Raw genomic sequence first — 24,259 nt, forward strand, 5'->3', positions numbered from 1 at the left:
GACGGCGTCCAATTCCCTACAAGTCTCACGAAGAACAGTGGAGTGAACGCCTGAGAGGAGGATTAGATGACCTCGCAACGGAGCAACTGAACAGCAATCGCGTCGGCGAAACGTACCTGCCGGACGGCGACGACGCGGCAACGATCGATCGAGCGCTCGAGGGTGAGACCGGCTTTACGCTTACGGCAGCAGACGTCTCGCCGACGGGGCAACAGTTGGCGACCGGCTACGCACGGACTGGCACGGTCGACTGGGTCGTCCTCACGAACGACGACCGCGACGCAGTCTTCAGCCTCGCCGGAGACATCAGTCAGGGCGTCCTGTCGCTGGTGATCACGTGTGCGATCGGGCTCGGACTCATCGGCGTGACGATCGGCCGCAACACCGTTCGGTCCCTCCGATCGCTTACCGCGAAGGCAAACCAGATGGAAGAGGGTGATCTCGACGTCGAGTTCGATTCCGACAGAGTAGACGAACTCGGACGGCTCTACGACGGATTCGAAAGCATGCGTGATTCGCTCCGGGATCGCATCACAGAGACGGAAACGGCACTCCAGGACGCGGAGGACGCACGGTCCGACGCCGAATCCGCACGAGAGGAGGCCGAAGCAGCACGAAGCGAGGCCGAAGCTGCCAAGGAGCGCGCACAGCGGATGAACGACCACCTCGAGCAGAAGGCGACCGAGTACCGTGAGGTCATGGCCGCCTGTGCCGACGGCGATCTGACGCGGCGGCTCGATCCCGACAGTGAAAGCGAGGCAATGGGGGAGATCGCAACTGCCTTCAACGATATGCTCGACGATATCGAGCGAACGGTTGCGACGGTCGACGAGTTCGCGACGGACGTGTCGGCAGCCGGTAACGACCTGTCGATCAGCTCCGAGGAACTCGACGAGACGAGCGATACCGTCAGCGAGTCGATCGAACAGATTTCCCACTACACCGACGAACAGAACAGACGCATTCAGACTATCACCGAGGAAATCCAGCAACTGTCGGCGACGGTCGAGGAAATCGCAGCGACGACGAGCGACGTGGCAGAAACGTCGAAGGTGGCCTCCGACCTGGCCGACGACGGGATCGACGCTGCCGAAGATGTCGTCGACGAGATGGAGTCGATCGAACAGCGGGCCGACGGAACCCTCGAGGAAATCCGCAACCTGGACGATGCGATGACCGAAATCGGCGAGATCGTCGAAGTCATCACCGAAATCGCCGATCAGACGAACCTGCTTGCACTCAATGCGAACATCGAGGCCGCACACGCTGGCAGCGGCGACGGGACGGGAGGTGGCAACGGGTTCGCGGTCGTTGCAGACGAGGTCAAGCAACTCGCAGAGGAGACGAAGGCTTCGGCCGAACAGATCACGTCCCTGATCGAGAACGTCCAACAACAGACCGGCCACACCGTCCGCGAGATGGAAGCGATGCGAGAAAGCGTCTCCCAGAGCACCGGGACCGTCGAGGACTCGGTCTCGATCTTCCGGGAGATCGACTCGCAGGTCGAGGAAGCCGACATCGGTGTCCGCGAAATCAATAACGCGACCGACGGTGCGGCCGAATCGGTCCAGGAACTCGTCTCGATCGCCGAGAACGTCGCAGAAACTAGCGAACAAACCGCCGTCGAAGCGACCAACGCTGCGAGCGTAACGGAAGAGCAAACCGCCGCAATCGCCGAGGTATCGAACAACGCCGCCGATCTCGACGAACAGGCCACGTCGCTGCAGGAGTCACTCGAGGAGTTCTCGACGCGAACGAACGCACTTACGGACGAACCCCGGTAAGCAACTGCAGCGCTCCGGGTTCGACCCTCGGAGACTTCCGGCTCGCGCTATCTATCCCTGTCCCAGTCACGCACGGCTACCTGGGGGTGGAAGCGTACTGCCTTCGACGGCTGTCGCGGAAACCGACACAGCCCTGGGTGTGATCCGTAACTCCGACTACCGATAGTAACAACTGCAACGATTCGGACACTGATCGCCGATCCGTGTGGCGAGCAGGTGTACACTGACGTGCAGTGGCTACGATAGACAGCGTCTCGAGACCGGATAACTGAGGCGTGTGCGGGTAGAACAAAACGAAGCGAAAGCGTAGATCGAGGGCCGACAGAGCGAAACAGCCGTCAGTCGCGCTGGCGGAGACGGCCGGAGATCAGCTCTTCGAGATCGTCGCGGAGTTCGTCGACGTCGATCTCCTCGAGGACGGGCACGAAGAAGCCCTCGACGAGCATGTTCCGGGCGGAGCGCGGATCGATTCCGCGGGAGGTCATATAGAGCAGGTCCTCCTGGTCGATCTGGCCGACGGTCGCGCTGTGAGACGCTTCGGTGTCGTGGTTGTTGATGATCAGCTTCGGCGAAGCATCGGCCTCGCTCTCGTCGGAGAGCATCAGCGTGTTCTCGCGCTGGTAGGAGCTGGTGTCCCAGGCCTCGCGACCGACGTCCTGGACGCCTTCGTAGACCGAGCGGGCGACATCGTCGGTGACACCACGAGTCACGAGATCGGCCGTAGTGTGTTCGGCCTTGTGCCAGACTTTCGCGTCGATGTCGAAGTGCTGGTCGTTGTGGCCGTAGAACGCGCCGACGATCTGGGTCTCGGATGAGTCGCCGTTGAGTTCCGTCGAGACTTCTGTCTTCGTCAACTGGGTACCGAGGTTGGCCTCGATCCAGTCGATCGTCGCGTAGGTGTCGGCGTCGCCGCGCTTGACGGTGAAGTTGTAGGCTTCCTCCGAGAGGTTCTGGAGGCTACCGTACTGGACGCGACTGTTCTCGCCGGCGACGACCTCGACGATGCCGCTGTAGTACTGCTCGTCTTGCTCCTCGCCCGTCGACTGGCGCTCGAGGATCGTAACCGAGGACGATTCCTCGGTGACGACGAGCGTGTAGTTAAACAGCGAGCGGGAGTTTTGCTCGGTGCGGATGGTGACGTCCTCGGCGTCGACGCCCTCGGGGACGTAGACGACGGTCCCGGTGCTAAACAGCGCCGTGGAAAGCGCCGTCAGGTAGTTCTCCTGTGGGTCGACGACGGAACCGAACTGCTCTTCGATGAGCTCTTCGTGTTCCTGTACTGCCTCGGACCACGGGAGGACCTCGGCCTCGTCGGGACCGACCTGGTCCTTGTCCTCGGCTGCGTTCAACGGGTCCACGAGCGACTCGTAGTCGAGGTCGTGGAGATTCGTCCAGTCCCGACCCGGCGTCCGGATGACATCGGGCATGGACAGCTCTTCGAGGGCCTCGAGGGCCTCGAGGCGGGTCTCGAGCAGCCAGTCGGGCTCGTCGAGCCCGTCGCTGATTTCGCGGACCTGTTCTTCCGTCAGATTGGCGTGTACCTGCGTCGTGCTCATATTATCCGAGGCTCCCCTCCATCTCGAGTTCGATGAGGCGGTTGAGTTCGACGGCGTATTCGATGGGCAGTTCCTCCGTGATTGGTTCGATGAAGCCGGCGACNCCCTCCATCTCGAGTTCGATGAGGCGGTTGAGTTCGACGGCGTATTCGATGGGCAGTTCCTCCGTGATTGGTTCGATGAAGCCGGCGACGATCATCTTCTTGGCGTCGTCGTCGTCCAGGCCGCGGCTCTGGAGATAGAAGATGTCTTCGTCGCCGATCTTGCCGACGGTCGCCTCGTGGGCGACGTCGACTTTCGACTCCTCGATCTCCATGTACGGCATGGTGTCGCTGGTCGACTCGTTGTCGAACATCAGCGCGTCACACTCCACGGCAGTCGAGGAGTTTTCGGCCTGTCTCTTATATACATCTNACTTTCGACTCCTCGATCTCCATGTACGGCATGGTGTCGCTGGTCGACTCGTTGTCGAACATCAGCGCGTCACACTCCACGGCAGTCGAGGAGTTTTCGGCCCCGTCGGCGATGTGGACGAGCCCGCGGTAGTTCGTGCGGCCGCCGTCCTTGGAGATCGACTTGGACTCGATAGTCGAACTCGTGTCGGGTGCGTTGTGGTAGACCTTCGCGCCGGTGTCGATGTCCTGGTCCTCGCCGGCGAAGGCGATGGTGATGTGGGTGTCGGTCGCGCCCCGCCCCTTGAGGATCGAACAGGGGTAGAGCATGGTGGCCTTCGAGCCCATCGAGCCCGAGACCCACTCCATCGTCCCGTTCTCCTCGACGATGGCGCGTTTGGTGTTGAGGTTGTAGGTGTTTTTCGACCAGTTTTGGACCGTGGAGTACTGGACGTGGGCGTCTTCCTTGACGAAGACCTCNGCGCGTTTGGTGTTGAGGTTGTAGGTGTTTTTCGACCAGTTTTGGACCGTGGAGTACTGGACGTGGGCGTCTTCCTTGACGAAGACCTCGACGCCACCGCTGTGGAGGTTGTGGCTCCCGTACTTGGGCGCGGAACAGCCTTCGATGTAGTGGACCTCGCTGCCGGGTTCGGCGATGATCAGCGTGTGCTCGAACTGGCCCATTCCTTCGGAGTTCATCCGGAAGTAGGCCTGGACGGGCATCTCGACGGTGACATCTTCGGGGACGTAGACGAACGAGCCGCCCGACCAGACGGCCCCGTGCAGCGCGGCGAACTTGTTGTCGCTGGGGGGCACACAGGTCGTCATGAAGNTCTTCGGGGACGTAGACGAACGAGCCGCCCGACCAGACGGCCCCGTGCAGCGCGGCGAACTTGTTGTCGCTGGGGGGCACACAGGTCGTCATGAAGTGCTCTTTGACGAGGTCGGGATGTTCCTGGACGGCCTCGTCCATGTTCATGAAGATGACGCCTTTCTCCTCCCACTGCTCTTGCATGTTCTGGTAGACGACCTCGGACTCGTACTGTGCGCCGACACCCGACAGCGCCTTCTTCTCCGCTTCGGGAATGCCCAGTTTGTCGAAGGTGTCCTGAATCTCGTCCGGGAGCTCGTCCCAGTCGTCGACGCCTTCACGTTTGTCGACGTCCGGCCGGATGTACGGGACGATCTCCTCGATCTCCAGCCCGGACAGGTCCGGCTGGCCCGGCCAGTCCGTCGGCATCGGCATCTGCTTGTACTGCTCGAGTGCGCGCAGTCGGCGCTCGAGCATCCAGTCGGGCTCGTCCTTGTCCGCGGAGATCATGCGGATGACCTCCTCGGTCAGGCCCTTCTCGGATTTGACCGCGGCGTTCTGTTCTTTCTTGAACTCGAACCGCGCTTCGGTGTCGGTTTCTTTGAGGTGATCTTGNGGTCAGGCCCTTCTCGGATTTGACCGCGGCGTTCTGTTCTTTCTTGAACTCGAACCGCGCTTCGGTGTCGGTTTCTTTGAGGTGATCTTGGTCGGAGCTCATTGAACGTACCTTCGGCTACGGAGGGAAAAGTCTAATGTTCGAAATAACACATATGAAACCATACTTGGTTAAAATATAGATTGCACGACCATAGATTAATTGTTATCGATTACCCCACCGTCTCGAGTCGGCGACACTCGTCCCGACTCCAATCGAACGGTCACTCGAGTGAGCTGACACGGACCGATCAGTCCTCTGTGACGACCGCGAGCAGTTCCTGATACCTGTTTCGAATCGTTACCTTGCTGACATCGGCCGTTGCCGACACCTCGTTCTGAGTGAGCGATTCGCCCGTGAGCCTGGACGCAGCGTACAGCGCGGCCGCGGCGAGTCCGACCGGATGTTTTCCGCTGTGGACACCCTCTCGAACTCCAGCGTCGAGTATCTCGCGGGCGGTCCGTTCGGTCTCGTTCGACAACTCGAGCCGGGACGCGTATCGGGGGACGTACTCCAGCGGGTCCGGCGGGCTCATCGGCAACTCGAGTTCACGCACGAGATACCGATACGCTCGCGTCACCTCGAGGTAGTCGATCCGACTCACCGTCGCGAGTTCGTCGACCGGTCTCGGAAGTCCTGCCTGCCTGACGGCCGCGTAGAGCGCTGCCGTGGCCATCGCTTCGATGGAACGCCCGGGTAGCAACTCCGCCTCGAGTGCCCGCCGATAGATCACGCTGGCGGTTTCACAGGCGTCATCGGGGATGTCGAGCGCGGCACCCATGCGTTCGATCTCGCCGAGTGCGTGTTTCAGGTTCCGATCGGTCGCGTCTTTCGTCCGGAACCGCTCGTCCCATCGACGCAACCGCTGAAACTGTCGCCGCCGTTTGTCGGACAGTGCCTGACCGTAGCCGTCGGTATCGCGCCAGTCGATCACCGTCGAGAGACCGCGATCGTGCAACAGCGTCGTGGTCGGCGCGCCGACCCGGGACTTGCGCTCTCGCTCGCCTGCGTCGAAGGCGCGCCACTCCGGCCCCCGATCGATGGGGTCGTCACTGACCACGAGCCCACAGGAGTCACAGTAGGTTTGATTCTCGTCCCGGTGGAGCCGCCCGTCACACTCCGGACAGCCCTCCCGTTGGGTCGGTCGTGATCGGTTCGGCCGTCCGGCATTGGTCTCCTCGTCTGCCTGCTGTCGGGTGTCGGATTTCGTGTTCGTCATCGTTCGATGGTGCTTCGAGTGCGTTGCCGGCGGACCGCTCACGGGCGGCTGCCGGACGGATCGTCGGTACGTCGCCCTTTGTGAACGACCACTAATTACTTCTCCCCCTATTTTCGGGATTAATTAACTGTTTATGGTTACTTCGGGTCGGGGGCGACGACTGTGGGCTAACTATCGATGCGAGAAACTATCGGAGTGACATCCCACGAACCGTCAAGAGCACACGCCACATCTAAAGCGAGTGTCCCTTCGAAGCGAACGAACACGGCCAGCGATCGTCAGTCCCCTTCGATGGAGACCCGTCGATGCGAGCGGCTCGCTCCGTTCGACACGTACCGCGTCAGTCGGGACTACCAGTCGCGACGCTGTTACCCGCGAGTGTAACCTCCCGTCGTGTCACGGAACGCGACGGGAAGGGAGGCCGCATCGCTCGAGAAAACGGAGTGAAGAGAACTGCGTCGAAGTCGTCCGCAATCGGTCGTCGTCTCCTCCCTATCGGTCGCGATCGTCGGTCGAAATCGATCCGCCGATTCAGTTGTCGCCGGACTTCGACTGCCACTCGTAATCGCGGCGCTTCGACGACTTGCCGAAGCCACACGACGAGCAGACCTTCTTCTTGGTGTGATAGGACTTCTCGCCGCAGCGACGACACTTGGTGTGGGTTGTCGTGTTCTTCTTTCCTTGGCTCGGGGTTCCTGCACCAGTCATGGAGTGATCGACACGACGTTATCGCCGCGTATAATGGTTGTGTCTTCGATCGGCTCCTCGCGTTCTTCGTCGGCAACGGTCCCGTCGGCGGCGCTCGCTACGTCTTCCAACACGAGGTTCATGTGCTGATCGTAGCCGGCGAGGTTGCCGACGTACTCGTCGCCGCTTTTGAGTCGTACGGAGACTCGTTCGCCGAGAGACGCCTCGAGGACGTCCAGCGGTCGTCCACTCATACGAAAGAGCGTTAGTGACGGCTACTTAATCGTACCGGTCCCGGACGGCGTCTCGGCCGTTCAATGGTGGACTAATTCGGGAGACGGGATCGTGATCGCGGAGTCGTCCGGGATCGTGACCACGACAGCTACTCGAGCGACGGGCCGACAGCGCCCGGAGCGAGGACTCCGGCGGCGGGGACGACTCCGGCGATCGGACGACCGCGTGAGGGGGCCGAAAAACGACGGGGACGGACCCACGGCCGTAGGCCGAACCAAACGGCTAAGTGAACTGTCGTTGACCGCTCGAATATGGGAGAACGGAAATTCACCTTCATCGAATTGCACCTCGACGGCGACACCCAGTTCGGACCGCGAACGCTCGACGCGCTCCCGCTTCCCGAGGGTGTCGTCGGCTCCGCGTCCGAAGACGAAAGCGAGCTCGAGACCGACGCGAGTGCTGACGTTGCCGTGGCGACGGAGGACGAAGACGAGGCCGAAGACCAGGGCAGCGCCGGAAAAGCGATCGGGGCTCTGCTGGCGCTCGCAATCCTCGTCGTCGCCGGGATCGCGGTCCGAAAGTACCGCGGCGAGGACGAGGACGCCGAACGGACCGAACAAGAGCCCGACGTCGTCGTCAACTAATTTCGTTTCGCGGCCCGTCTCGAGAGTCCCGGAACCCTCGAGACTTTCGGGACCGACGGTCGTTCCCGGATTCAGGGTCCGAACCGCCGTCCGAAACCGAGCCGAACCCTTTTGCGTTCGCTTCCCGTACGAACGACCGTGAATCTCTACCGTAGTGCCCGGGCCGTCGCCGGCGCGTCCGGCGACGACGCGATCGACTGGGAGTCGGCAGCCGAGGCCGCGAAGGCCGCGACCGATCCCGGCTCGATCACGCTCGAGGCCGGGGAACGCGAGGCCTACGCTCGCGACGTTCGCGACGCCCGCGCTGGCGTCCGATCGGTGTCCGGCCTCGAGTTCGACGTTCCCGACACCGTCGAGATCCAGAACCGCCACCACTGGATCGACGCCAACGTCGCGACCTTCGAGCGTGTCATGGGGACACTCGAGGACCACGCGCCGCCCGGCGCGTTCCCCGGCGTCGCCCGAACGATCAACACGGGGACGATGACCGTCCTGCTTGCGTTTCTCGGTCGGAACGTCCTCGGCCAGTACGACCCGCTGTTGCTCGCCGAGACGCCCGACGAAGACCACGCGCTGTACTTCGTCCGGCCGAACATCCTTGGGGCGGCCGACTCGCTTGCGGTCGATTCGGACCGGTTCCGTCGGTGGATCGCCTTCCACGAGGTCACCCACGCCGCGGAGTTCGGCGCAGCTCCGTGGCTCTCCGACCACCTCGAGCAGCGTATGGAAGACGGCATCGCGAACCTCTCGGAGGGTTCGTTCGACCGCCAGGCGTTCCGCGAGTTGGACGCGGCGATGACGGTCGTCGAAGGGTACGCCGAGTTGCTGATGGATCACGCGTTCGACGACGAGTACGAGGACCTCCGGCGCAAACTCGACGAGCGACGACAGGGCCGGGGCCCGATCCAGCAGCTCTTTCGCCGACTACTCGGGCTCGGCCTGAAGCGACGCCAGTACGAACGAGGCAAACACTTCTTCGAAACCGTCGTCGAGGCCCGAGACCTCGAGACGGCGAGTCTGGTCTGGGAGGGCCCGGAGTACCTGCCCAGCCACGAGGAGCTGGACGCGCCGCGTTCGTGGCTCCGTCGCGTAGATCGCTGACGGTCGAGTCCGTCTCGTTCGTCGTCGGCTGGTTAACGAACTATCCAGCTATCCCGCTATCCAGCTATCCCGCTATCCAGCTATCCCGCTATCCAGCTATCCCGCTATCCAGCTATCCCGCTATCCAGCTATCCCGCTATCCAGCTATCCCGCTATCCAGAAGAGATACCATACCAGCGCCCCGCCGGCCAGCAAACCGCCGACGGTCGTCAGTCCGATCATCGTCACCGACGCACCACCCTGGACGGCCATCATGGCCCCCGAAAACCCCACGAGCAGGACGAACGCGGCTCCGAATTGCCGTCGAGCCCCCCGATCCCCTGGCGGCGAATCCGAGCCGGGTCTTCGGCGTTGCCGAGCCATGATCACTCGAGCCTCCGCGGTGCGCTGACGTGCATCGTCGCGAAACGCCACGAGGGGGCGTCGGGGTCGGTATCTGAGCCAGTAACGTCTTCGGGCTTCGGCTCCCGCCTGGACTCCGTTTTCACCAACGTGCCGCTCCAGCGACTCTCGAACTCGCGGTCCTCACCGGTGTCTACGTCGGTCCAGGCGATGGTCACTTCGTCCGCAAACGTCGCGAACCCGTCCCGCTCCTCGACGACGAGGTGGTGGCTTCCTACCGTCCAGTCGGTCGTGGTCTCGGTCTGGGTCCGGAGCGCGTCGGCGACGGTCTCGGAGCCGAACAGCGACTCGCCGATCCCGAACTTGACCGTCGATTCGCTCTCGAGGAAGTACGGAGCGAGCGGATCGCCCCGCTCCAGCGCCTCGTAGTACTCCAGGACAACAGCTTCGGCCGCTTCGCTCATGGACGTACTGCCGCTTCGAGCCCTCAAAGGTGCACCGGACGCGAACGCAGGGGCGACGGGGCGACGGGACGACGGGGAGACGGGGAGACGGCAGTCAGCCCGCGGGGCATCAACGGAGAGACGGCGGTTCACATGAACCCGCGGTCGACCTCGTCGGTCTCGATCAGGTCCTCGAGTTCCGCGCTCAGCAACTCGTCGGCCTCCTCGAACCGGTCGGAGAGCTCCTCGAGTTCCTCGGGTCGGTCGTACTGGTCGTACTCCATCGGCCCGAATGCAGGGCTCTCGAGGGCGTCCATCACGTCGTCGAACAGATCCTGGGGACGGGTAGGGGCGTCCGAGTGCGTTTCGAGAACGGTCTCGAGGCGCTTCGAGACGGTCTCGGCTTCGTCCTCGTCCTCCGGCGGAGACTGAACCGCGAACCGACCCGAGCCGTCCTCTCGGGGCATGAACGGTCCGATTTCGTCGTCGATTTTCCGGGCGACCTGTGTGCCCACGCCGCGGACCTCGAACGGGTTTTTGGCGTACGTTTTCAGGAAGTAGACGCCTGCGGAGGGATGCGCGAGATACATGTCTTCGCCGACGCCGCCGGCCCGGTCACCGGCGACGGCGCGCCAGTCCTCCGGCTCGACGTCTTGCTCAGTGACGTCCTCGAGTATGTCCTGCCACTCGCGAATCCGCATAGTCGTGTCCGACGTTGTGACCCGGAGGGAATGAACGTATCGGTCCCATGAATCGGCCGGATGGGATCGCCGTGAACGTATCGGCCGCGGAGACATTCTTCCAGACGAGAGCCACGAGAACCAAAAGGAATACGGTGGCTCACTCGACAGAGGTAGTAACCAGCCATTTCCGATGTCCGTCCGTCAACCACTCTCGATCGCGGAACTGTTTCGCGCCACGCCGGCCACGAGCGCGCTGTTAACGTTGGGCCCGCTCGCGCTCGCGCTGGGCCAGCTTCTGAACAGTTACGTCAACGATGTCTCGGTGTTCGTCTCGCTCTCGTTTGCCGCCGTTATGCTGGCGTTTGCCGCCGTCGCGACGGGGCACCACGCCGCGGAGTATCGGCTCCGCGAACTCGAGCGGGGAGTCCGGCTCGATTCTGACAGCGGGATCGAACGAGAGAACTGATCGCGCTCGCGAACCCTTACCGCCCAGGCGATACGCTGTGGGACGAGGGGGTCGCCAGTACCGAGCCGCTTCCGTCTACGTTCTCGCTTCCGGTTCCGTCGCCACCGTTCTGGCCTCACGGGCCTCGTAGGCGTTGTACCCCGCAAGCCCCGCGATCAGTAGCCCGGTAACGATCGTACTCCAGAACATGCCGCCGATCATCTCGAGCAACGCGGCCGAGACGATCAGCCAGATGCCGAGCACGGCGACGAGCGACGCGACGCCGACGCTCAGCGGTACGTCGTTCGAGAGCCGATAGTAGTTGTAGCCGGCGGCGACGAAGACGACGGCCCCGACGAGGACGTTGTTCCACAGGATCGCCTCGCCGACGTTGTAGAGCAGTACGGACGCCGCGGCCCACAGGCCGAGCACGGCGACGATCCCGCTGACGAGCGATGTGTTGCGCCGTCGCTCCTCGTTTGCGATCTCCGTGGAATCGTCCCTGGGATCGCGCCCACCCTGATCGATCCGTTCTCCGGAATCGGGGCCCGTCCCGGAATCAGTCTCGGCCGGGGTCGGCCCGCTCGGGTCGTCGACGCCCGGCTCCGAATCCGTCGGCCGATCGTCACGGTTGGGGTCGCTCATGGACCGGAGGTTCGGCCCTGATTCAAAAAGGAGTCGCGACCGTTTCGGCCTCGCTCGAGGGTGAACTGTCGGTAAGAAGCCCTTACGTCGCGGATGGGAATGCGAGTCAGGACCGATAGCGTTTTTGATCGCTCTCACGTGACGAGTAGCCGTGCACGTACGCGGAACCGTCGCGGGCGAGGTCGAGATTCGGTCCGTGTCGACCAGCTACGGTGAGAGCGATCTCGCCGAGGTGCCGCTCCGGCTCGATGAGGACAGGAACAGGAGCGAGGACGAGAACGAGAAGAAAAACGAGAACGGTGAAGGAGCCACCGACGGCGGAACCACCCTCGGCGTCGGCGAGACCGACGACCGCGATGACGGTAACGGTCCCGACTCCAGGACGACTACCACCGTTACCCTCTGGAACAAGTGGACCGAATCGGCCGCCCTCCTCGAGCCCGGGATGGAACTGCTCGTCACGAACGCCAAAACCGAGGAGTACGAGGGGGAGACCCGATACGCGACGACGGGCGACTCCTACGTCGTCGTCGAACCGAGCTTCCTGGTCAACGTGACGGCCATCCGCAACTGGGTCGAGTGCCCCCGCCTCTACTATTTGAACAAGCTCTCGGGGATTCCGCTGAACTACCCCGTCGTCAAGGGGACGATCGTCCACGAGGTGTTCGGCGACCTGTTGCGGGGGCGGGACCTCGAGGACGCGATCGATGCCCGCGTCGAGGAACACGGGCTCGAACTCGGACTACTCGGCGAATCCCGAGACGCCGTCGCCGACGATGTCCGGGAGAACGCCGCGGCGATCGAGGGGTGGCTCGAGCAGGGTCGCCTAACGGGAGAGGGAAAGAAGAAGGACGGGGCGGCGAACGCCGCCGCCCGCTCGGAGCAGTCGTTCTCTCCCACGGAGGGGAGCTGGCGGTCCGAACAGTTGCTCATCAGCGAGACGTTCGGTATCCGCGGCCGTGCCGACGCCATCCGACGGGGCGCACCCGTCGAACTCAAGACCGGGAAGAACCTCAAGAAGGAACCCCGGTTCAAGGACAAGGTCCAGGCCGCCTGCTACGCCCTCTTGCTCGAGGAACACGGCGGCGATGTCGACACCGGAACTCTCCTCTATACGAAGAACTCGGCGCTGGATCGCAACGAGGAGACCGGCGACCTCACCCCCGCCAAGGACTTTTCGATGGGTGACGGCCTCCTGAAGTTCGTCGTCCGCCTGCGAAACGAGATCGCCGCGATGGAGATGCAAGGCGACGTCCCCACGGGCTACGAGGGCGACGCCAAGTGTGAGTACTGCTTCGAACAGGACACCTGCATGGTCGTCTCGGGCCGGCTCGACCAGGAGTCGAAGGCCGGCCAGATCGGCACTCCCCTCCCCGAGGAGGAACGCGAGTACTTCGAGCGGTTCTACCGCGCGATCGAGGAGGAGCGCCGCGAAGTCCACCGCGAGTACGCCAAGCTCTGGGAGCAAAGCCCCGAGGAGCGAGCCGACGACGACCGCGCGTTGATCGACCTCGAGTTCACGGAGATGCGCGAACTCTCGGAGGGGCGGTGGGAACTACGCGCACGTCGGCAAAGCGGCGCGACCTCGAAGCTCCGGGAAGGGGACCTGGTGCTCGCAAGCGACGGCGATCCGGTCCGGGGGAGTTCCGAGCTCGCGCGAATCGAACGATTGGGAAGCGCGGAGCCACGATCCGCGGACAGTCAAACGGTGGAACCGGGAGACGAGGAAATCGTTCTGACGGCGGACGAACCCGTCGAGGTCACCAGACTCGACGTCTATCCGTCGGAGCTGACGACGGACCGACTGCTCGCTGCACTCCACGACGTCCTGCTGAAAGGCGACGACCGACGGAAGGACGTCCTCTTTGGCCGTGCAGAACCCGAATTCGACTGCCCGGAAGAGACGTTCATCGACAACAACGACGCCCAGAACGAGGCCGTCCGGATGGCCATCGGTGCCGACGACTTCACGTTGATCCACGGCCCACCCGGTACCGGGAAAACGTACACCATCGCTCGAGCGGTCCGCGCGATGGTCGAACGCGGGGAACGAGTCTTGCTGTCGGCCTTTACGAACAGGGCCGTCGACAACGTACTCGAGGCGCTACTCGAGCAACTCGACGACGTAATCGACGAAGACCGCATCGTCCGTGTCGGCTCCGAGAGCGGCGTTCGCGAGGATATGGAGCCCTACCGCCTCGAGCGGGCAGGCGACCCGGACGATCGACTCGCGGAACTACAGAACGCGCAAGTCGTCGCCGCCACGACAGCGACCTGTGGCTCGCGAGTGATGAAAGAGCAGTCGTTCGACGTGGCACTGGTCGACGAGGCGGCACAGCTCACCGAGCCGGGAACCCACGCAGCGACGAACCTCGCGGACCGGTTCGTCCTCGTCGGTGACCACGAGCAGCTTCCACCGGTCGTCAGGGCGGAAAACGACCTCACGGAGTCGTTGTTCGAGCGTCTCGTCGACCGCTATCCAGAGGCGGGCGTCATGCTCGACAGACAGTACCGGATGAACCAGCGCATTCAGGCGTTCGCGTCCCGGGAGTTCTACGACGGACAGCTTCGGCCCGCCGAACCGGCGGTCGCCGCGCGAACCGTTGACGACCTCGAGGGCGTTTCCCGCGACTCTCTGCCCGAGGGCCTCCGGGACCCGGTCTCGTTCGTTCCGGTCGATGGCGACGACGGGCGATACACCGACAGCGAGGAAGCCACACGGATCGCGGAGCTGGTCGACGCCTACGAAGCTGCCGGCCTCGAGCGGACCGAGATCGGCGTCATCGCCCCGTTTCGCGCACAGGTCTCGGAAATCTCGAAACGGGTTCCCGAGAGCGTCGCCGTCGACACCGTCGACCGCTTTCAGGGCTCGAGCCAGGAGGTAATTATCGTCTCGTTCACCGCGACCGGCCGACTCGAAGGACCGATCTTCGAGGACTACCGCCGGATCAACGTCGCACTGACTCGCCCGAAACGGGCGCTGACGCTGGTCGGTGACCCGTCGGCACTCGAGTCCGATCCCGTGTACGACCGAATGCTCGAGTGGGCGCGCCGATGAGCGAGAGCGCAGATGACGATCTGATAGTCCAGTGTCCCGTTCTCACCCCGGCGGACACGGCTCGTTTCACCGTCCCTTCCGGCCGTCGCTGGAATCCGATTCGTCCGACGTGAGCAACGTTATATATCCCCTCTCGCAAGAACGGATATGGCCAAGGGACAGGGACCGCCGGAGGAGGAACTGCCGATTTATCCCAGAGACTTCCTCGTACTCGCCGTCGTATCGCTGGTGTTCGGCGTGGCGCTCGCTGCCCTGCTGCGGCCGATAGAACCCTACTCGCAGTTCGTCTTCACCGCGTTCTCCGGGGCCGTGTTACTCGCGTTCTTCCTGTTCGTTCCCGTGATGGCCGTCCGGCTGTTCCTCGAGGAGCGAGCGTCCGAAGACGAGACCTCCCCGACCGACCGGGGCAACACCGGCCCCGAGTGACGAGGGCGGTAGACCCCGATCGGTCGGGGAGGCCTCTACAACCGTCGTCGACACGACCACAGCCGTGTTGCAGTTTCGCGGTCACTCGAGGCACTGACCAGTCGAGTCACCGCTGGGCCGTCGGCACCGCCTCCTCCAGGTAACTGAGACACCACTCGATATCGCCGTCGCTCGCGCTCTCTCCGTGCCGGTCGACGGAGATCAACACCCCTGCCTTGGGATCGATCGGGTCTGGAACGGCGAGAAACCAGGCGTCGTCGAACGCGCGGACGATACCCTCGAGGTCGCCGGCCCGGAACGTCTCCTCGTCCCGTGCAGCCGACAGTTGGGTCACGATCGTCCGGTCGACGATCGAGCGAAGCTCAGTCCCGGAGTACTCAGACCGTACGTCCTCACGGAGAATAGACTCGAAGTCGGTCGCCTCGTACCGTACGACAGCCCGAAGGTCCTCACCGATTCGGTCCGCGACATCGTCCCAGACCACCCGCGGCTGAATGCCAGTCATAAATGTCCTTGAGAGATAATGCCCGTTGCCGATAAATATAGCCTCTGGTCCGATCGGGTGACGGGCCGGTGTGGTTGATGTGAGTCACTTCCCCCGCTTCGATTTCGTCAGCGCGGCCGAACACGTCACGACGTCGATTCGTCGGCCGCCTCCCAGAGCGGATAGAGGTCGTCCGCGACGGGGTCGGTGATGGATTCCTCGCCGAGGCGGAGTTCGGGATCGCCTTCGGCGACGATCCCGATCGAGGCCGCCTCGAGACCGGCCGACGAGAGCGCCTCGAGAGCCTGATCGCTCCGGTCGTCGGGTACCGTCGCGAGCAACGCGCCGGAGCCGAAGATCCGCAGCGGGTCGACCGCCGCGGCGTCACAGAGCCGTTCGGTCTCCTCGCGGATCGGGACGGCGTCGCGATCGACCTCGAGTCGAACCCCCGACGCGCGGGCGATCTCGAGCAGGCCGGCGGCGACACCGCCTTCCGTCGGGTCGTGCATCGCCGTCGCGTACTCCCGGACGGCTCGGGCGTCGGGTACGACGCTGATCTCTTCGAGGAACGCCCGGGCTCGCCGAATCGTCCCGTCGTCGACCGCGAGCTCGTCGCCGAAATCCGCCGCGAGAATCGCCGTCCCTTCGACCCCCGCGGCTTTAGTGAGTAACACTTCGTCACCCGGCTCCGCCCCACCGGTCGGGACGAACGCCTCGGTCGCCCCCACCGCGGTCAGCGAGACCAGCGGGCGCTCGAGTTGATCGACGTACTCCGAGTGGCCGCCGACGACGGACGCGCCGATTTCGGTGGCGGCCGCGTCCACGTCCCGGGTGATCGCCTCGAGGTCGGCTGTCTCGTCGGGCAGGAGGATGACGACGGTGAGCCACTGCGGGTCGGCACCCGAGGCGGCGACGTCGTTGCAGGCGACGTGTACCCCGAGGTTACCGACCTGCGAGGCAGCCAGCGAGATCGGGTCGGAACTGACGACGAGGTCGCCGCCGGGCCAGTCGATGGCGGCGGCGTCTTCACCATCGGCGGGGCCCTGACGGACGGTGTCGTCGCCCGCCGCCGTTCCCGTCCGCTCGAAGACGTGTGCGAACAACTCGTCGGGTGGTACCTTCCCGGGCATACGAGCTACTGGGTCGATGACCGGTTTGTAGCTGTCGACAGCGCGCTCACGGCCGTGGATGGATCGAACCCCTGGCACGGACGGGACGATGTCGACCGAAACCTTGTTGCAACCGCCGACCATCGCTTCAGTAACGAATGTCCACCGCTCGTTCGTCGCTCTCCCGTAACCCGCTCGAGGGGGACGGGGACTCGCTCGTGCTCGCGTTGCTACTCGGCTGTGTCCTGGTTCCGGGAAGCGGGATCGTCGGCTCGTTCCTGTTTGCCGGCCCGGAGACGGCCGAAATGGCGTTTCGGTTGTCGGTGGCACTGACGCTGCCGACCCTGTTGATGGTGGCGGTCCTCTATGCCATCGGACAGTTCACGGCGGTCGGTCCTGACGACTAGGCGGCGGGTTCGCCCCTGACTCTTCTCTCGTGGCGTTCCCTACTACCGGAGCCACTGCGAGTCAGTGCGTACCTGCTCGCCAAAGGGATCGGCGATCAGTGTGCAGATCGTTGCAGTTGGTACTATAGTGAGACGGCGTTTCGCACCACCGGACGCGACGGAATCACGGAAGACCTGAGCCGCTGTGTCCGTGATGGCTCAGACGGTCGGCAACGGCCCGTAGCAGTTCAGACGGTCGGCAACGGCCCGTAGCAGTTCAGACGGTCGGTGATTCCTCGATGTCCGGGAGACCTTTCGCGGTGATCGTTTCGCCAACGAGATACGAGGACGCCGGACTGGCGAGAAACTGCGTCAGGTCGGCGATCTCCTCGACCGTTCCCATCCGACGTTCGACCTCCGACCGATCGACGTTCGCCGCCGAGATACCCATCTGTGCCTCGACGCCCTCCGTCGCGACGAACCCAGGAGCGACGCAGTTGACCCGGACGCCGTCGCTCGCCCACTCGTAGGCGAGCGTCGTCGTGAGGTTGACCACACCCGCTTTCGCCGCGCCGTAGTGGCTCATATACGGCGAGCCCTGCTGTCCCGCGACGCTGGCGAAGTTGACGACGATCCCGCCGCCGTCCTTTAACTGCTCGGCTGCGGCCTGGATGCAGTTGTAGGTCCCATGGAGGTTGATGTCGACGATCGTCTTCCAGCCGTTCTCGGAGATGTCGTCGAAGTTCGCCATAAACGACGCGCCGGCGTTGTTGACCAGCACGTCGAGCCCGCCGAACTCCTTCACGGTCGCTGCGACCAGTGCGTCGACGGCCTCGCGATCGGTGACGTCACACTCGACGGCCAGGGCTTCGCCCGGCCGGTCACTCTCCGTGATGCGGTCGGCGACCGGATCGACGTTCTCCTGCTCACGCGAGCAGATCACGACATCGACCCCGTCGTCGGCGAACGATTCCGCGATCGCTTCCCCGATCCCGCTCGACGCACCAGTGATGACGGCTACGTCACCCTCGACGCTGAACTGCGAGGTACTCACGCGCGCTCACCCGTTCCGGACCGGTTTGTCACTACCATTGTTAGCTATACACCCCAGTACGAACACATCGTTAATAAAAATGCGTGTGCGTCCCCCACAGTTAAGTGGGTGGCCGGGCGTTCCACGGACGAGCAGATGAGCGATGGCTCACCTGATCGGACGGCCGACAGCGACTACGAGGCCGTCTTCTGGGACATCGGCGGCGTAATCTTGGACCTCGAGTCCGTTCGGAGTGCCCACGGCGCGTTCGTCACGTGGTTGTGCGATCGCTACGATCTCGAGGTCGGCCGCGAGAAAGCCGTCGAAACCTGGCGTGGGGCCGTCGGCGATCACTTCCGGGAGCGAGAGGGGACGACGTTTCGCGCCGCCCGCGAGGGGTACGCAAACGGCGTCGCGGCCGTCGTTGGCGAACGGGTTCCCGAATCCGAGTGGAAGCCGACCTTCGACGACCACGTCCGAGCGGCGATCGAACCCGTCCCGGGTGCAGTAGAGACGATCGATCGACTCGCGGAGACCTCCCTCCACGTCGGGATCATCAGCGACGTGGACGACCGTGCGGGAAAACGGATGCTCGAGACGTTCGGGATTCGCGACCGGTTCGACTCGATCACGACCTCCGAGGCGGTCGGCCGGACGAAACCCGACCCCGCGATCTTCGAGACGGCCCTCGAGAAAGCCGGCGTCGACCCCGACCGCGCGCTTATGATCGGCGACCGCTACGACCACGACGTAGCGGGCGCTGCCGACGTGGGGATAGACGGCGTCGCCTTCGGGGCTGGGGACGGTCCCGCGGTCACCTACCGGATCGACTCCCCGCCGGAGATACTCGAGGTGCTCGGAATCGCCGACCGCTGTTGACGGTCGTCGGTTCGGACACACTGTAAAACAAATATCTCGCCACAACTATTTTTGTTAAGGAGCGAGTGGGTTTTCGTACCGATCACCATGAGCGAGGACTACTACGATCGGCTGGTCGACGAGGAGGCCCTGGCCGCGTATCTGGCCGACCGTCTCGGCGAGGTCGACGACTACGCGGTCGAGCGCCACCAGGCCGGCCACTCCAACGAGACCCTGTTCGTCACCTGGGGCGACCGCAACCTCGTCGTTCGCCGGCCGCCGCCGGGCGAAACTGCCGAGACGGCCCACGACGTGCTCCGCGAGTACCGTGTGACGAACGCACTGGTCGACACCGACGTTCCCGTCCCCGAACCCCTGCTCGCCTGTGAGGACCACGACGTCATCGGCAGCGACTTCTACGTCATGGACCGCCTCGAGGGAGAGGTCCTGCGCGACGGGGAACCCGACGCGTTCGCCGACCCCGACTCGCGACGACGGATCGGCGAGGAGCTGGTCGACAGCCTGGCCGCGATCCACGACGTCGACTACGAAGCGGTCGGCCTCGAGGGGTTCGGCCATCCACCGGGCTACACCGAGCGGCAGGTCGAACGCTGGGGGCAACAGCTCATGTGGGCATTCGATACGACGGCAGAGGAGCGGGAGGTCCCGGACCTCTACGAGGTCGGCGCGTGGCTCCAGGATAACGTTCCGGACGATCATCCCCAGACGCTCGTTCACGGCGATTACAAGCTCGACAACGTGATGTTCGCCACCGACGACGGCCGCCCCGAACTGATCGGGGTCTTCGACTGGGAGATGGCGACGCTCGGTGATCCGCGTGCGGACCTGGGGTGGATGCTCTCTTACTGGCGGGACCCGAAGGACCCGGACCCGGCCGTCCCCGAGTTGACGACCACGTTCATGGAACGCGACGGGTACCCGACCCGCCGCGAACTGGTCGATCGCTGGGAGTCCCGAACCGGGCTTCCGTTCGAACACGACCGGTTTTACCGGGCGCTGGCGGTCTACAAGCTGGCCGCGCTGGGAGAGATGTTCTTCCGGCGCTACCTCGAGGGCAACAGCGACGACCCGATGTATCCGAAAATGGAAGATCGCGTGCCCGCACTGGCCGCGCGAGCAACGCGGATCATCGAGGGAGACGAACCGCTGTGAGCGTGGTTCGATCGTGATCGTGATCGTGATCGTGATCAGGATCAGGATCGCGGTTATAGGCTGAAACGGCGCAATACCACGTCCTTCAGGCCGTATCCCCTGCTACGCGTCGTCTCCGGTATCGGGATGGAGGTCTTCGTAAATCTCCGGGTCAGTCCGGAACTTGAGCACGTTGTGGACGGCGGAGTTTCGCAGGTTCGAGATCACGGCTCCGTGTTCCTTGTAGAAGTCGTGGATCCACTTCGAGACCTGCTGTCGGGTCCGGAACATCATTACCGTCTTCCACTGGTACTCGCCGTCCGAGAGGAAGAAAAAGAGCGTGTGTTTGTTCGACTCGACGTACTCCATCGCATCGCGCCAGCCGTCGGCGAAGTTCTCCGGATCGAACTTGAACTCGAACAGCGCGAAGATGTAGTACTCCTCGTTGGGGATGATCGCCTCGCGGAAGACACCCTCGTCGCGCATCCGACGAATCGACTCGCTGACCGTGACGTGGGAGACGTCGATGTCGTACTCCGCTTCTAACACGTCGGTCAGCTCCCGCGAGGAAAGCTGAGGATCGTTCGAGAGTTCGCTGAGAATCGCGATGTCGCGGTCCTTGAACTCCCAGTCGGGCGGATCGGGGCTCAGGTTTGGATCGTTCATACGTTCGTGACTATCTCGAGGGCTTGCAAGCGTTACGTCTCGTCGATCGGGTTCGTAAATCGGTCCCGTGGGTCGGCGGCAGCCCCACGTAACGGGCTCGCGTAACTGGGTCGGACGCCGATCCGTCCCCGAAGACACGACGGTGTAGACAGCGGCATAGCCACCGATTTCGCGGCCACTGTAAAGATCGTTTGGGCGGATCGCTACCACTCTCGTACTGCTATAGTAGCCACTGCACGTCAGTGCGCACCTGCTCGCCGGACGGTCGGCGATCAATATGCAAACCGTTGCAGTCGGTACTATAGACAACAGTCAGTCCACACCCGATCACATCTCGAGTGCGATCGGTGTATGCATCGTTTCGTCCGGTCGTATCACCGGATGACTCGAGTCCGTACCGCTGTAGCTCGCTCGGGGCCGTCACTCCTCCGAGGTGAGACCACGAAGCGACTCGTCACCGATCTCATCGAGCACCCGATCGTGAAATGCCTGTAAGGCTGCGCTCTCGTCTTCCGCGAGCACCACGTCGCTGGCCGACAGCGTCGCGAGGCCGAACGCCCGCGGCGTCGGCGAGTCGACGAGGTGGCGGTTCACCTCGATCTCGCCGTCGTCGATCGCCGCGACGACGTCTTCGATCTCGGCGACGTTGAGCTTGTCCGCGAGGATTTCCCGATACGTTTCCTCGATCACCGCAAACTCCGCCAACTCCTCTGCGAAGCCAAGCAGCATCTCGCTGGAGACCTGCTGTTCGCTCGCGGATTTCTCGTAGCCCTTGTAGCGTTTGAGGATCATCAGCGACCGCGTCGCGTTGATCCGGAAGTACCGCTGGAGGAGGTCGGTGTCGGAAAGCGCCGCGCGCAGATCGTCCCGGACGTGCTCGGCCTCGAGAGCCGCGAGGATTCCCTCGAGATCGACTTTCCGGTTGAGCGGCATCGAGAGGACGAAGCCGTTGTCCGCGACGGCGACGCGGACGTTGGCCGTCGCCTCCTGTGCACACCGGTAGGCAAGCAGCCGCGAGAACCCGTCGTTGAACTGCCGACCGTACGACGAGTGGACGTAGTAGTGGCGCTCGTACTCGTCACGGTCGCGCTCGACCTCGATCGCGAGGCGGTCGTCGGTGCTGACGCTCTCCTCGCCGGCGTACCGGAGCTGGTGATCGAACAGCCGTGCGATCGCCCGCACGCTGTCGTCGTCCAGCGGGAACTCGCGTAGCCACGCCCGGACCCGGGGCGGGCCACCCTCCTCGTAGTGGTCGAGCAGGTCGGCCTGGAACACGAGGATTTCGCGGCCGAGATCGGACGACAGGGGGAGTCGCTCGGAGTACCAGGAGGGGACCGTCGGCCGGGCGCTCGTCCGATCGACGTAGACTTTCGACCCGCGACGGTAGCGAAACTCGAAGTGGTCGCCGCCGAGGACGAAGACGTCTCCTTTTTCGAGGGTATCGAGGTACTCCTCGTCGAGTTGGCCGACCCACTCGTCGCTCGCGCGGGTGTAGACGTCGCAGGTGAACGAGTCCGGGATCGTCCCGATGTTTGTCATGTAGATCACCCGCGCCAGTCGTCCGCGCTTGCCGATCAGCGGCTCGCCGACGGGATACTCCTCGTGGTGGTGCTGGCCGTCGGGTGGGTCGTTCTCGTCGCGCCAGATCTTCGCGTAGACGTTCTTGTCCTCTAACCCGGCGTAGTCGGCGGTGAGATAGCGACACAGCGACTCCCACTCCGCCTCGGAGTAGGTTCGGTAGGGGTAGGCCCGTCGCAGGATCGCCTTTATCTCTCGTTCGGGCCGAATCTCGGCGATCGCCATCCCGTAGACGTGCTGTGCCGCGACGTCTTGGGCGTTCTCGGGGATCGACACCGAGTCGACGAACCCTTCCTCGGCTTTCTTCAACATCACGGCACATTCGAGCAGTTCGTCCCGGTCGAGCGCGATCACTCGTCCGGTGACGGTCTGGCCGACGCGGTGGCCCGCCCGCCCGATTCGCTGGAGGAGGGCCGCGACGGATTTGGGCGAGCCGACCTGGACGACGAGGTCGACGTGGGGCATGTCGATCCCTAATTCGAGGCTGGTCGAGGACGTGACAACGTCGAGACTGCCTTCTTTGAGCCGCTGTTCGACCCCCTGGCGGACCTCTTTCGAGAGGCTGCCGTGGTGGCAGGCGGAGTTTGCCTCGTCGTAGTCGTCGAACCGCTCACGGAGGTTGTGCAGGACGCGTTCCGCCCCGGACCGCGTGTTGGTGAACACGAGCGTGTTCGTGTGTGCCTGGACGTGTTCGTGGAGCATTCGGTAGAACCGCTCCTGGACGACCTCGCGGGGCGTGTTGATCAGATCGTCCGTCGGACACTCGAGTTCGATGTCGAACTCGCGGGCGAAGCGGGCGTCGACGATGTCGTAGTCGCGGGGTTCGCCGCCGGACTCCTCGCTATCCCCCAGGTCGCTTCCCTCCCGGGTCGACCGTTCGGAGGGACGTGGCGTCTCACAACCAACGAGGAATTCGGCGACCTCCTCGAGGGGGTCGATCGTCGCCGAGCAGCCGATCCTCGTTATCTCCTGCTCGGCCATCGCCTCGAGTCGCTCGAGACTCACCGAGAGGTGGGTGCCCCGCTTTCCCGACGCCAGCGAGTGAATCTCGTCGACGATGACGTACTCCACCGTCCGGAGCTTCTCGCGAAACTTGGGTGCGTTCAGCAAGATCGCAAGCGTCTCCGGAGTCGTGTTGAGGATGTGGGGCGTCTCCTCGAGCATCCGCTGGCGCTCGCTGTCGTCGGTGTCGCCGTGACGGATCGCGTGGCGGATTTCGCCTATCTCCTCGTCCTGGCCGTCGCGTACTCGCTGGCACTGTCTGCTCGCACCGTCCGCTTCGTCCGCGCCGCCGACTCCGTCCGCCCTGCTCTGCGCCGTACGCGCCTCGACGATCTCCTCGATCCCGTCGAGTGGGACCTCGAGGTTGCGGTGGATGTCGTTGGCGAGGGATTTCAGCGGGGAGACGTACAGACAGTAGACGGAGTTCTCGAGACCGTCTTCGGTATCCCGCGCCCGACGATAGAGGTGATCGATGATCGCCAAAAACGACGACATCGTCTTGCCCGATCCGGTCGGCGCACAGATCAGCGTGTTCTCACCGTCCTGGACGTTCGGGATCGCGCCCCGCTGTGGTGGCGTAAAGAACCCTTCGTTCTCGGGGACGTACTCGCCGAACTGCTCGAGCCACCACTCCTGTACGGCAGGTTCCAGCGATGCGAAGACGTCGGCGTCCTCGATCGTCGTCTCGGCCGGATCGAACGGGAGGGCGTCGACGTCGACTGGCAACTCGAGGCCGTCGATTCCGTCCATTGTGGTGGTCTGAGGACCCGGGGTGTAAGAGAGTTTGGCCACTGAGCCGAATCGAACCGAACCGAACGTGAACCTCCGGGGTCGAGCCCTGTGAGATGCGTCGCGAGCTTGTGACT

General features: G+C 63.7%; 23 protein-coding genes and 1 pseudogene. 9 read left to right on the top strand and 15 right to left on the bottom strand.

Features of this window, described 5'->3' with window-relative positions:
- On the top strand, positions 1–1,784 hold a 1,784-nt coding region (locus C446_RS10950; RefSeq protein ID WP_006673163.1), incomplete at its 5' end, for a methyl-accepting chemotaxis protein.
- A gap of 338 nt (positions 1,785–2,122) precedes the next feature.
- Here the strand turns inward: C446_RS10950 and sufD are convergent.
- The 5 genes and pseudogenes from sufD to C446_RS10975 all read right to left on the bottom strand — a co-directional run bounded on the left by sufD (position 2,123) and on the right by C446_RS10975 (position 7,358).
- Positions 2,123–3,340: a Fe-S cluster assembly protein SufD gene (gene sufD, locus C446_RS10955; RefSeq protein WP_006673164.1), complete on the bottom strand. Its 1,218-nt coding sequence runs from the start codon at positions 3,338–3,340 to the stop codon at positions 2,123–2,125.
- 94 nt (positions 3,341–3,434) lie between these two features.
- Positions 3,435–5,231: pseudogene (locus C446_RS10965) on the bottom strand (Fe-S cluster assembly protein SufB); the annotation flags it as partial.
- 217 nt (positions 5,232–5,448) lie between these two features.
- Positions 5,449–6,417 carry a transcription initiation factor IIB gene (locus C446_RS10970; RefSeq protein WP_006673166.1) on the bottom strand — a complete coding sequence of 323 codons (969 nt, stop codon included), beginning with the start codon at positions 6,415–6,417 and terminating at the stop codon, positions 5,449–5,451.
- A 531-nt stretch (positions 6,418–6,948) separates the two neighbouring features.
- Positions 6,949–7,125, bottom strand: a complete 177-nt coding sequence (locus C446_RS18085) for a 50S ribosomal protein L37e (RefSeq protein ID WP_006673167.1) — start codon at positions 7,123–7,125, stop codon at positions 6,949–6,951.
- Positions 7,122–7,358, bottom strand: coding sequence for an LSM domain-containing protein (locus C446_RS10975; protein WP_006673168.1), 237 nt, complete (start codon positions 7,356–7,358; stop codon positions 7,122–7,124). Before C446_RS10975 ends, C446_RS18085 begins: the two co-directional genes overlap by 4 nt.
- A 291-nt stretch (positions 7,359–7,649) precedes the next feature.
- Here C446_RS10975 and C446_RS10980 point away from each other — a divergent pair, with 291 nt between their 5' ends.
- Complete coding sequence (locus tag C446_RS10980) at positions 7,650–7,982, top strand: hypothetical protein (protein ID WP_006673169.1); 333 nt, start codon at positions 7,650–7,652, stop codon at positions 7,980–7,982.
- A gap of 138 nt (positions 7,983–8,120) precedes the next feature.
- Positions 8,121–9,083, top strand: coding sequence for a zinc-dependent metalloprotease (locus C446_RS10985; RefSeq protein WP_006673170.1), 963 nt, complete (start codon positions 8,121–8,123; stop codon positions 9,081–9,083).
- Positions 9,084–9,227: 144 nt separating this feature from the next.
- On the opposite strand, the gene C446_RS10990 is transcribed toward C446_RS10985, so the two are convergent.
- The 3 genes from C446_RS10990 to C446_RS11000 all read right to left on the bottom strand — a co-directional run bounded on the left by C446_RS10990 (position 9,228) and on the right by C446_RS11000 (position 10,569).
- Positions 9,228–9,446 carry a hypothetical protein gene (locus C446_RS10990; RefSeq protein WP_049920169.1) on the bottom strand — a complete coding sequence of 73 codons (219 nt, stop codon included), beginning with the start codon at positions 9,444–9,446 and terminating at the stop codon, positions 9,228–9,230.
- 2 nt (positions 9,447–9,448) lie between these two features.
- The gene (locus C446_RS10995) at positions 9,449–9,889 is read right to left on the bottom strand and encodes a DUF3225 domain-containing protein (protein ID WP_006673171.1); all 441 of its coding nucleotides are present in this window, start codon (positions 9,887–9,889) and stop codon (positions 9,449–9,451) included.
- Between the two features lie 128 nt (positions 9,890–10,017).
- Complete coding sequence (locus C446_RS11000; RefSeq protein ID WP_006673172.1) at positions 10,018–10,569, bottom strand: hypothetical protein; 552 nt, start codon at positions 10,567–10,569, stop codon at positions 10,018–10,020.
- Positions 10,570–10,741: 172 nt separating this feature from the next.
- Here C446_RS11000 and C446_RS11005 point away from each other — a divergent pair, with 172 nt between their 5' ends.
- Positions 10,742–11,017: a hypothetical protein gene (locus tag C446_RS11005; RefSeq protein ID WP_006673173.1), complete on the top strand. Its 276-nt coding sequence runs from the start codon at positions 10,742–10,744 to the stop codon at positions 11,015–11,017.
- 75 nt (positions 11,018–11,092) lie between these two features.
- Here C446_RS11005 and C446_RS11010 read toward each other — a convergent pair whose 3' ends face one another.
- Entirely contained in the window at positions 11,093–11,641 is a 549-nt protein-coding gene (locus tag C446_RS11010; protein WP_006673174.1) for an SPW repeat protein, read from the bottom strand.
- 151 nt (positions 11,642–11,792) lie between these two features.
- On the opposite strand from C446_RS11010, the gene C446_RS11015 reads away from it, so the two are divergent.
- Together C446_RS11015 and C446_RS11020 are read left to right on the top strand one after the other, a co-directional pair.
- Complete coding sequence (locus C446_RS11015) at positions 11,793–14,699, top strand: AAA domain-containing protein (protein ID WP_006673175.1); 2,907 nt, start codon at positions 11,793–11,795, stop codon at positions 14,697–14,699.
- 147 nt (positions 14,700–14,846) lie between these two features.
- Positions 14,847–15,125, top strand: coding sequence for a hypothetical protein (locus C446_RS11020; protein WP_006673176.1), 279 nt, complete (start codon positions 14,847–14,849; stop codon positions 15,123–15,125).
- Positions 15,126–15,231: 106 nt separating this feature from the next.
- Here C446_RS11020 and C446_RS11025 read toward each other — a convergent pair whose 3' ends face one another.
- The gene (locus C446_RS11025; RefSeq protein ID WP_006673177.1) at positions 15,232–15,630 is read right to left on the bottom strand and encodes a hypothetical protein; all 399 of its coding nucleotides are present in this window, start codon (positions 15,628–15,630) and stop codon (positions 15,232–15,234) included.
- A gap of 125 nt (positions 15,631–15,755) precedes the next feature.
- Positions 15,756–16,739 carry an AIR synthase family protein gene (locus C446_RS11030; RefSeq protein ID WP_049920170.1) on the bottom strand — a complete coding sequence of 328 codons (984 nt, stop codon included), beginning with the start codon at positions 16,737–16,739 and terminating at the stop codon, positions 15,756–15,758.
- A 137-nt stretch (positions 16,740–16,876) separates the two neighbouring features.
- On the opposite strand from C446_RS11030, the gene C446_RS11035 reads away from it, so the two are divergent.
- Positions 16,877–17,125, top strand: coding sequence for a hypothetical protein (locus tag C446_RS11035; RefSeq protein WP_006673179.1), 249 nt, complete (start codon positions 16,877–16,879; stop codon positions 17,123–17,125).
- Positions 17,126–17,381: 256 nt separating this feature from the next.
- Here the strand turns inward: C446_RS11035 and C446_RS11040 are convergent, their stop codons facing one another.
- A complete protein-coding gene (locus C446_RS11040) occupies positions 17,382–18,158 on the bottom strand; it encodes an SDR family NAD(P)-dependent oxidoreductase (protein ID WP_006673180.1) in 777 nt (258 codons plus the stop codon).
- Positions 18,159–18,293: 135 nt separating this feature from the next.
- Between C446_RS11040 and C446_RS11045 the strand changes: the two genes are divergently transcribed.
- Both C446_RS11045 and C446_RS11050 read left to right on the top strand, forming a co-directional pair.
- A complete protein-coding gene (locus tag C446_RS11045; RefSeq protein ID WP_006673181.1) occupies positions 18,294–19,016 on the top strand; it encodes an HAD family hydrolase in 723 nt (240 codons plus the stop codon).
- A gap of 87 nt (positions 19,017–19,103) precedes the next feature.
- A complete protein-coding gene (locus C446_RS11050) occupies positions 19,104–20,168 on the top strand; it encodes a phosphotransferase family protein (RefSeq protein ID WP_006673182.1) in 1,065 nt (354 codons plus the stop codon).
- Positions 20,169–20,270: 102 nt separating this feature from the next.
- On the opposite strand, the gene C446_RS11055 is transcribed toward C446_RS11050, so the two are convergent.
- The 3 genes from C446_RS11055 to C446_RS11060 all read right to left on the bottom strand — a co-directional run bounded on the left by C446_RS11055 (position 20,271) and on the right by C446_RS11060 (position 24,143).
- Complete coding sequence (locus C446_RS11055) at positions 20,271–20,813, bottom strand: Lrp/AsnC family transcriptional regulator (protein ID WP_006673183.1); 543 nt, start codon at positions 20,811–20,813, stop codon at positions 20,271–20,273.
- A 32-nt stretch (positions 20,814–20,845) separates the two neighbouring features.
- Positions 20,846–20,971, bottom strand: coding sequence for a hypothetical protein (locus tag C446_RS20270; RefSeq protein WP_275039910.1), 126 nt, complete (start codon positions 20,969–20,971; stop codon positions 20,846–20,848).
- A gap of 262 nt (positions 20,972–21,233) precedes the next feature.
- On the bottom strand, positions 21,234–24,143 hold the full coding sequence (locus tag C446_RS11060; protein ID WP_006673184.1) for an ATP-dependent helicase: 2,910 nt from the start codon (positions 24,141–24,143) through the stop codon (positions 21,234–21,236).
- Between the last annotated feature and the right edge of the window lie 116 nt (positions 24,144–24,259).

Origin of the sequence: Halobiforma nitratireducens JCM 10879 (genome assembly GCF_000337895.1) — an archaeon.
GTDB classification, from domain to species: Archaea; Halobacteriota; Halobacteria; order Halobacteriales; family Natrialbaceae; genus Natronobacterium; species Natronobacterium nitratireducens.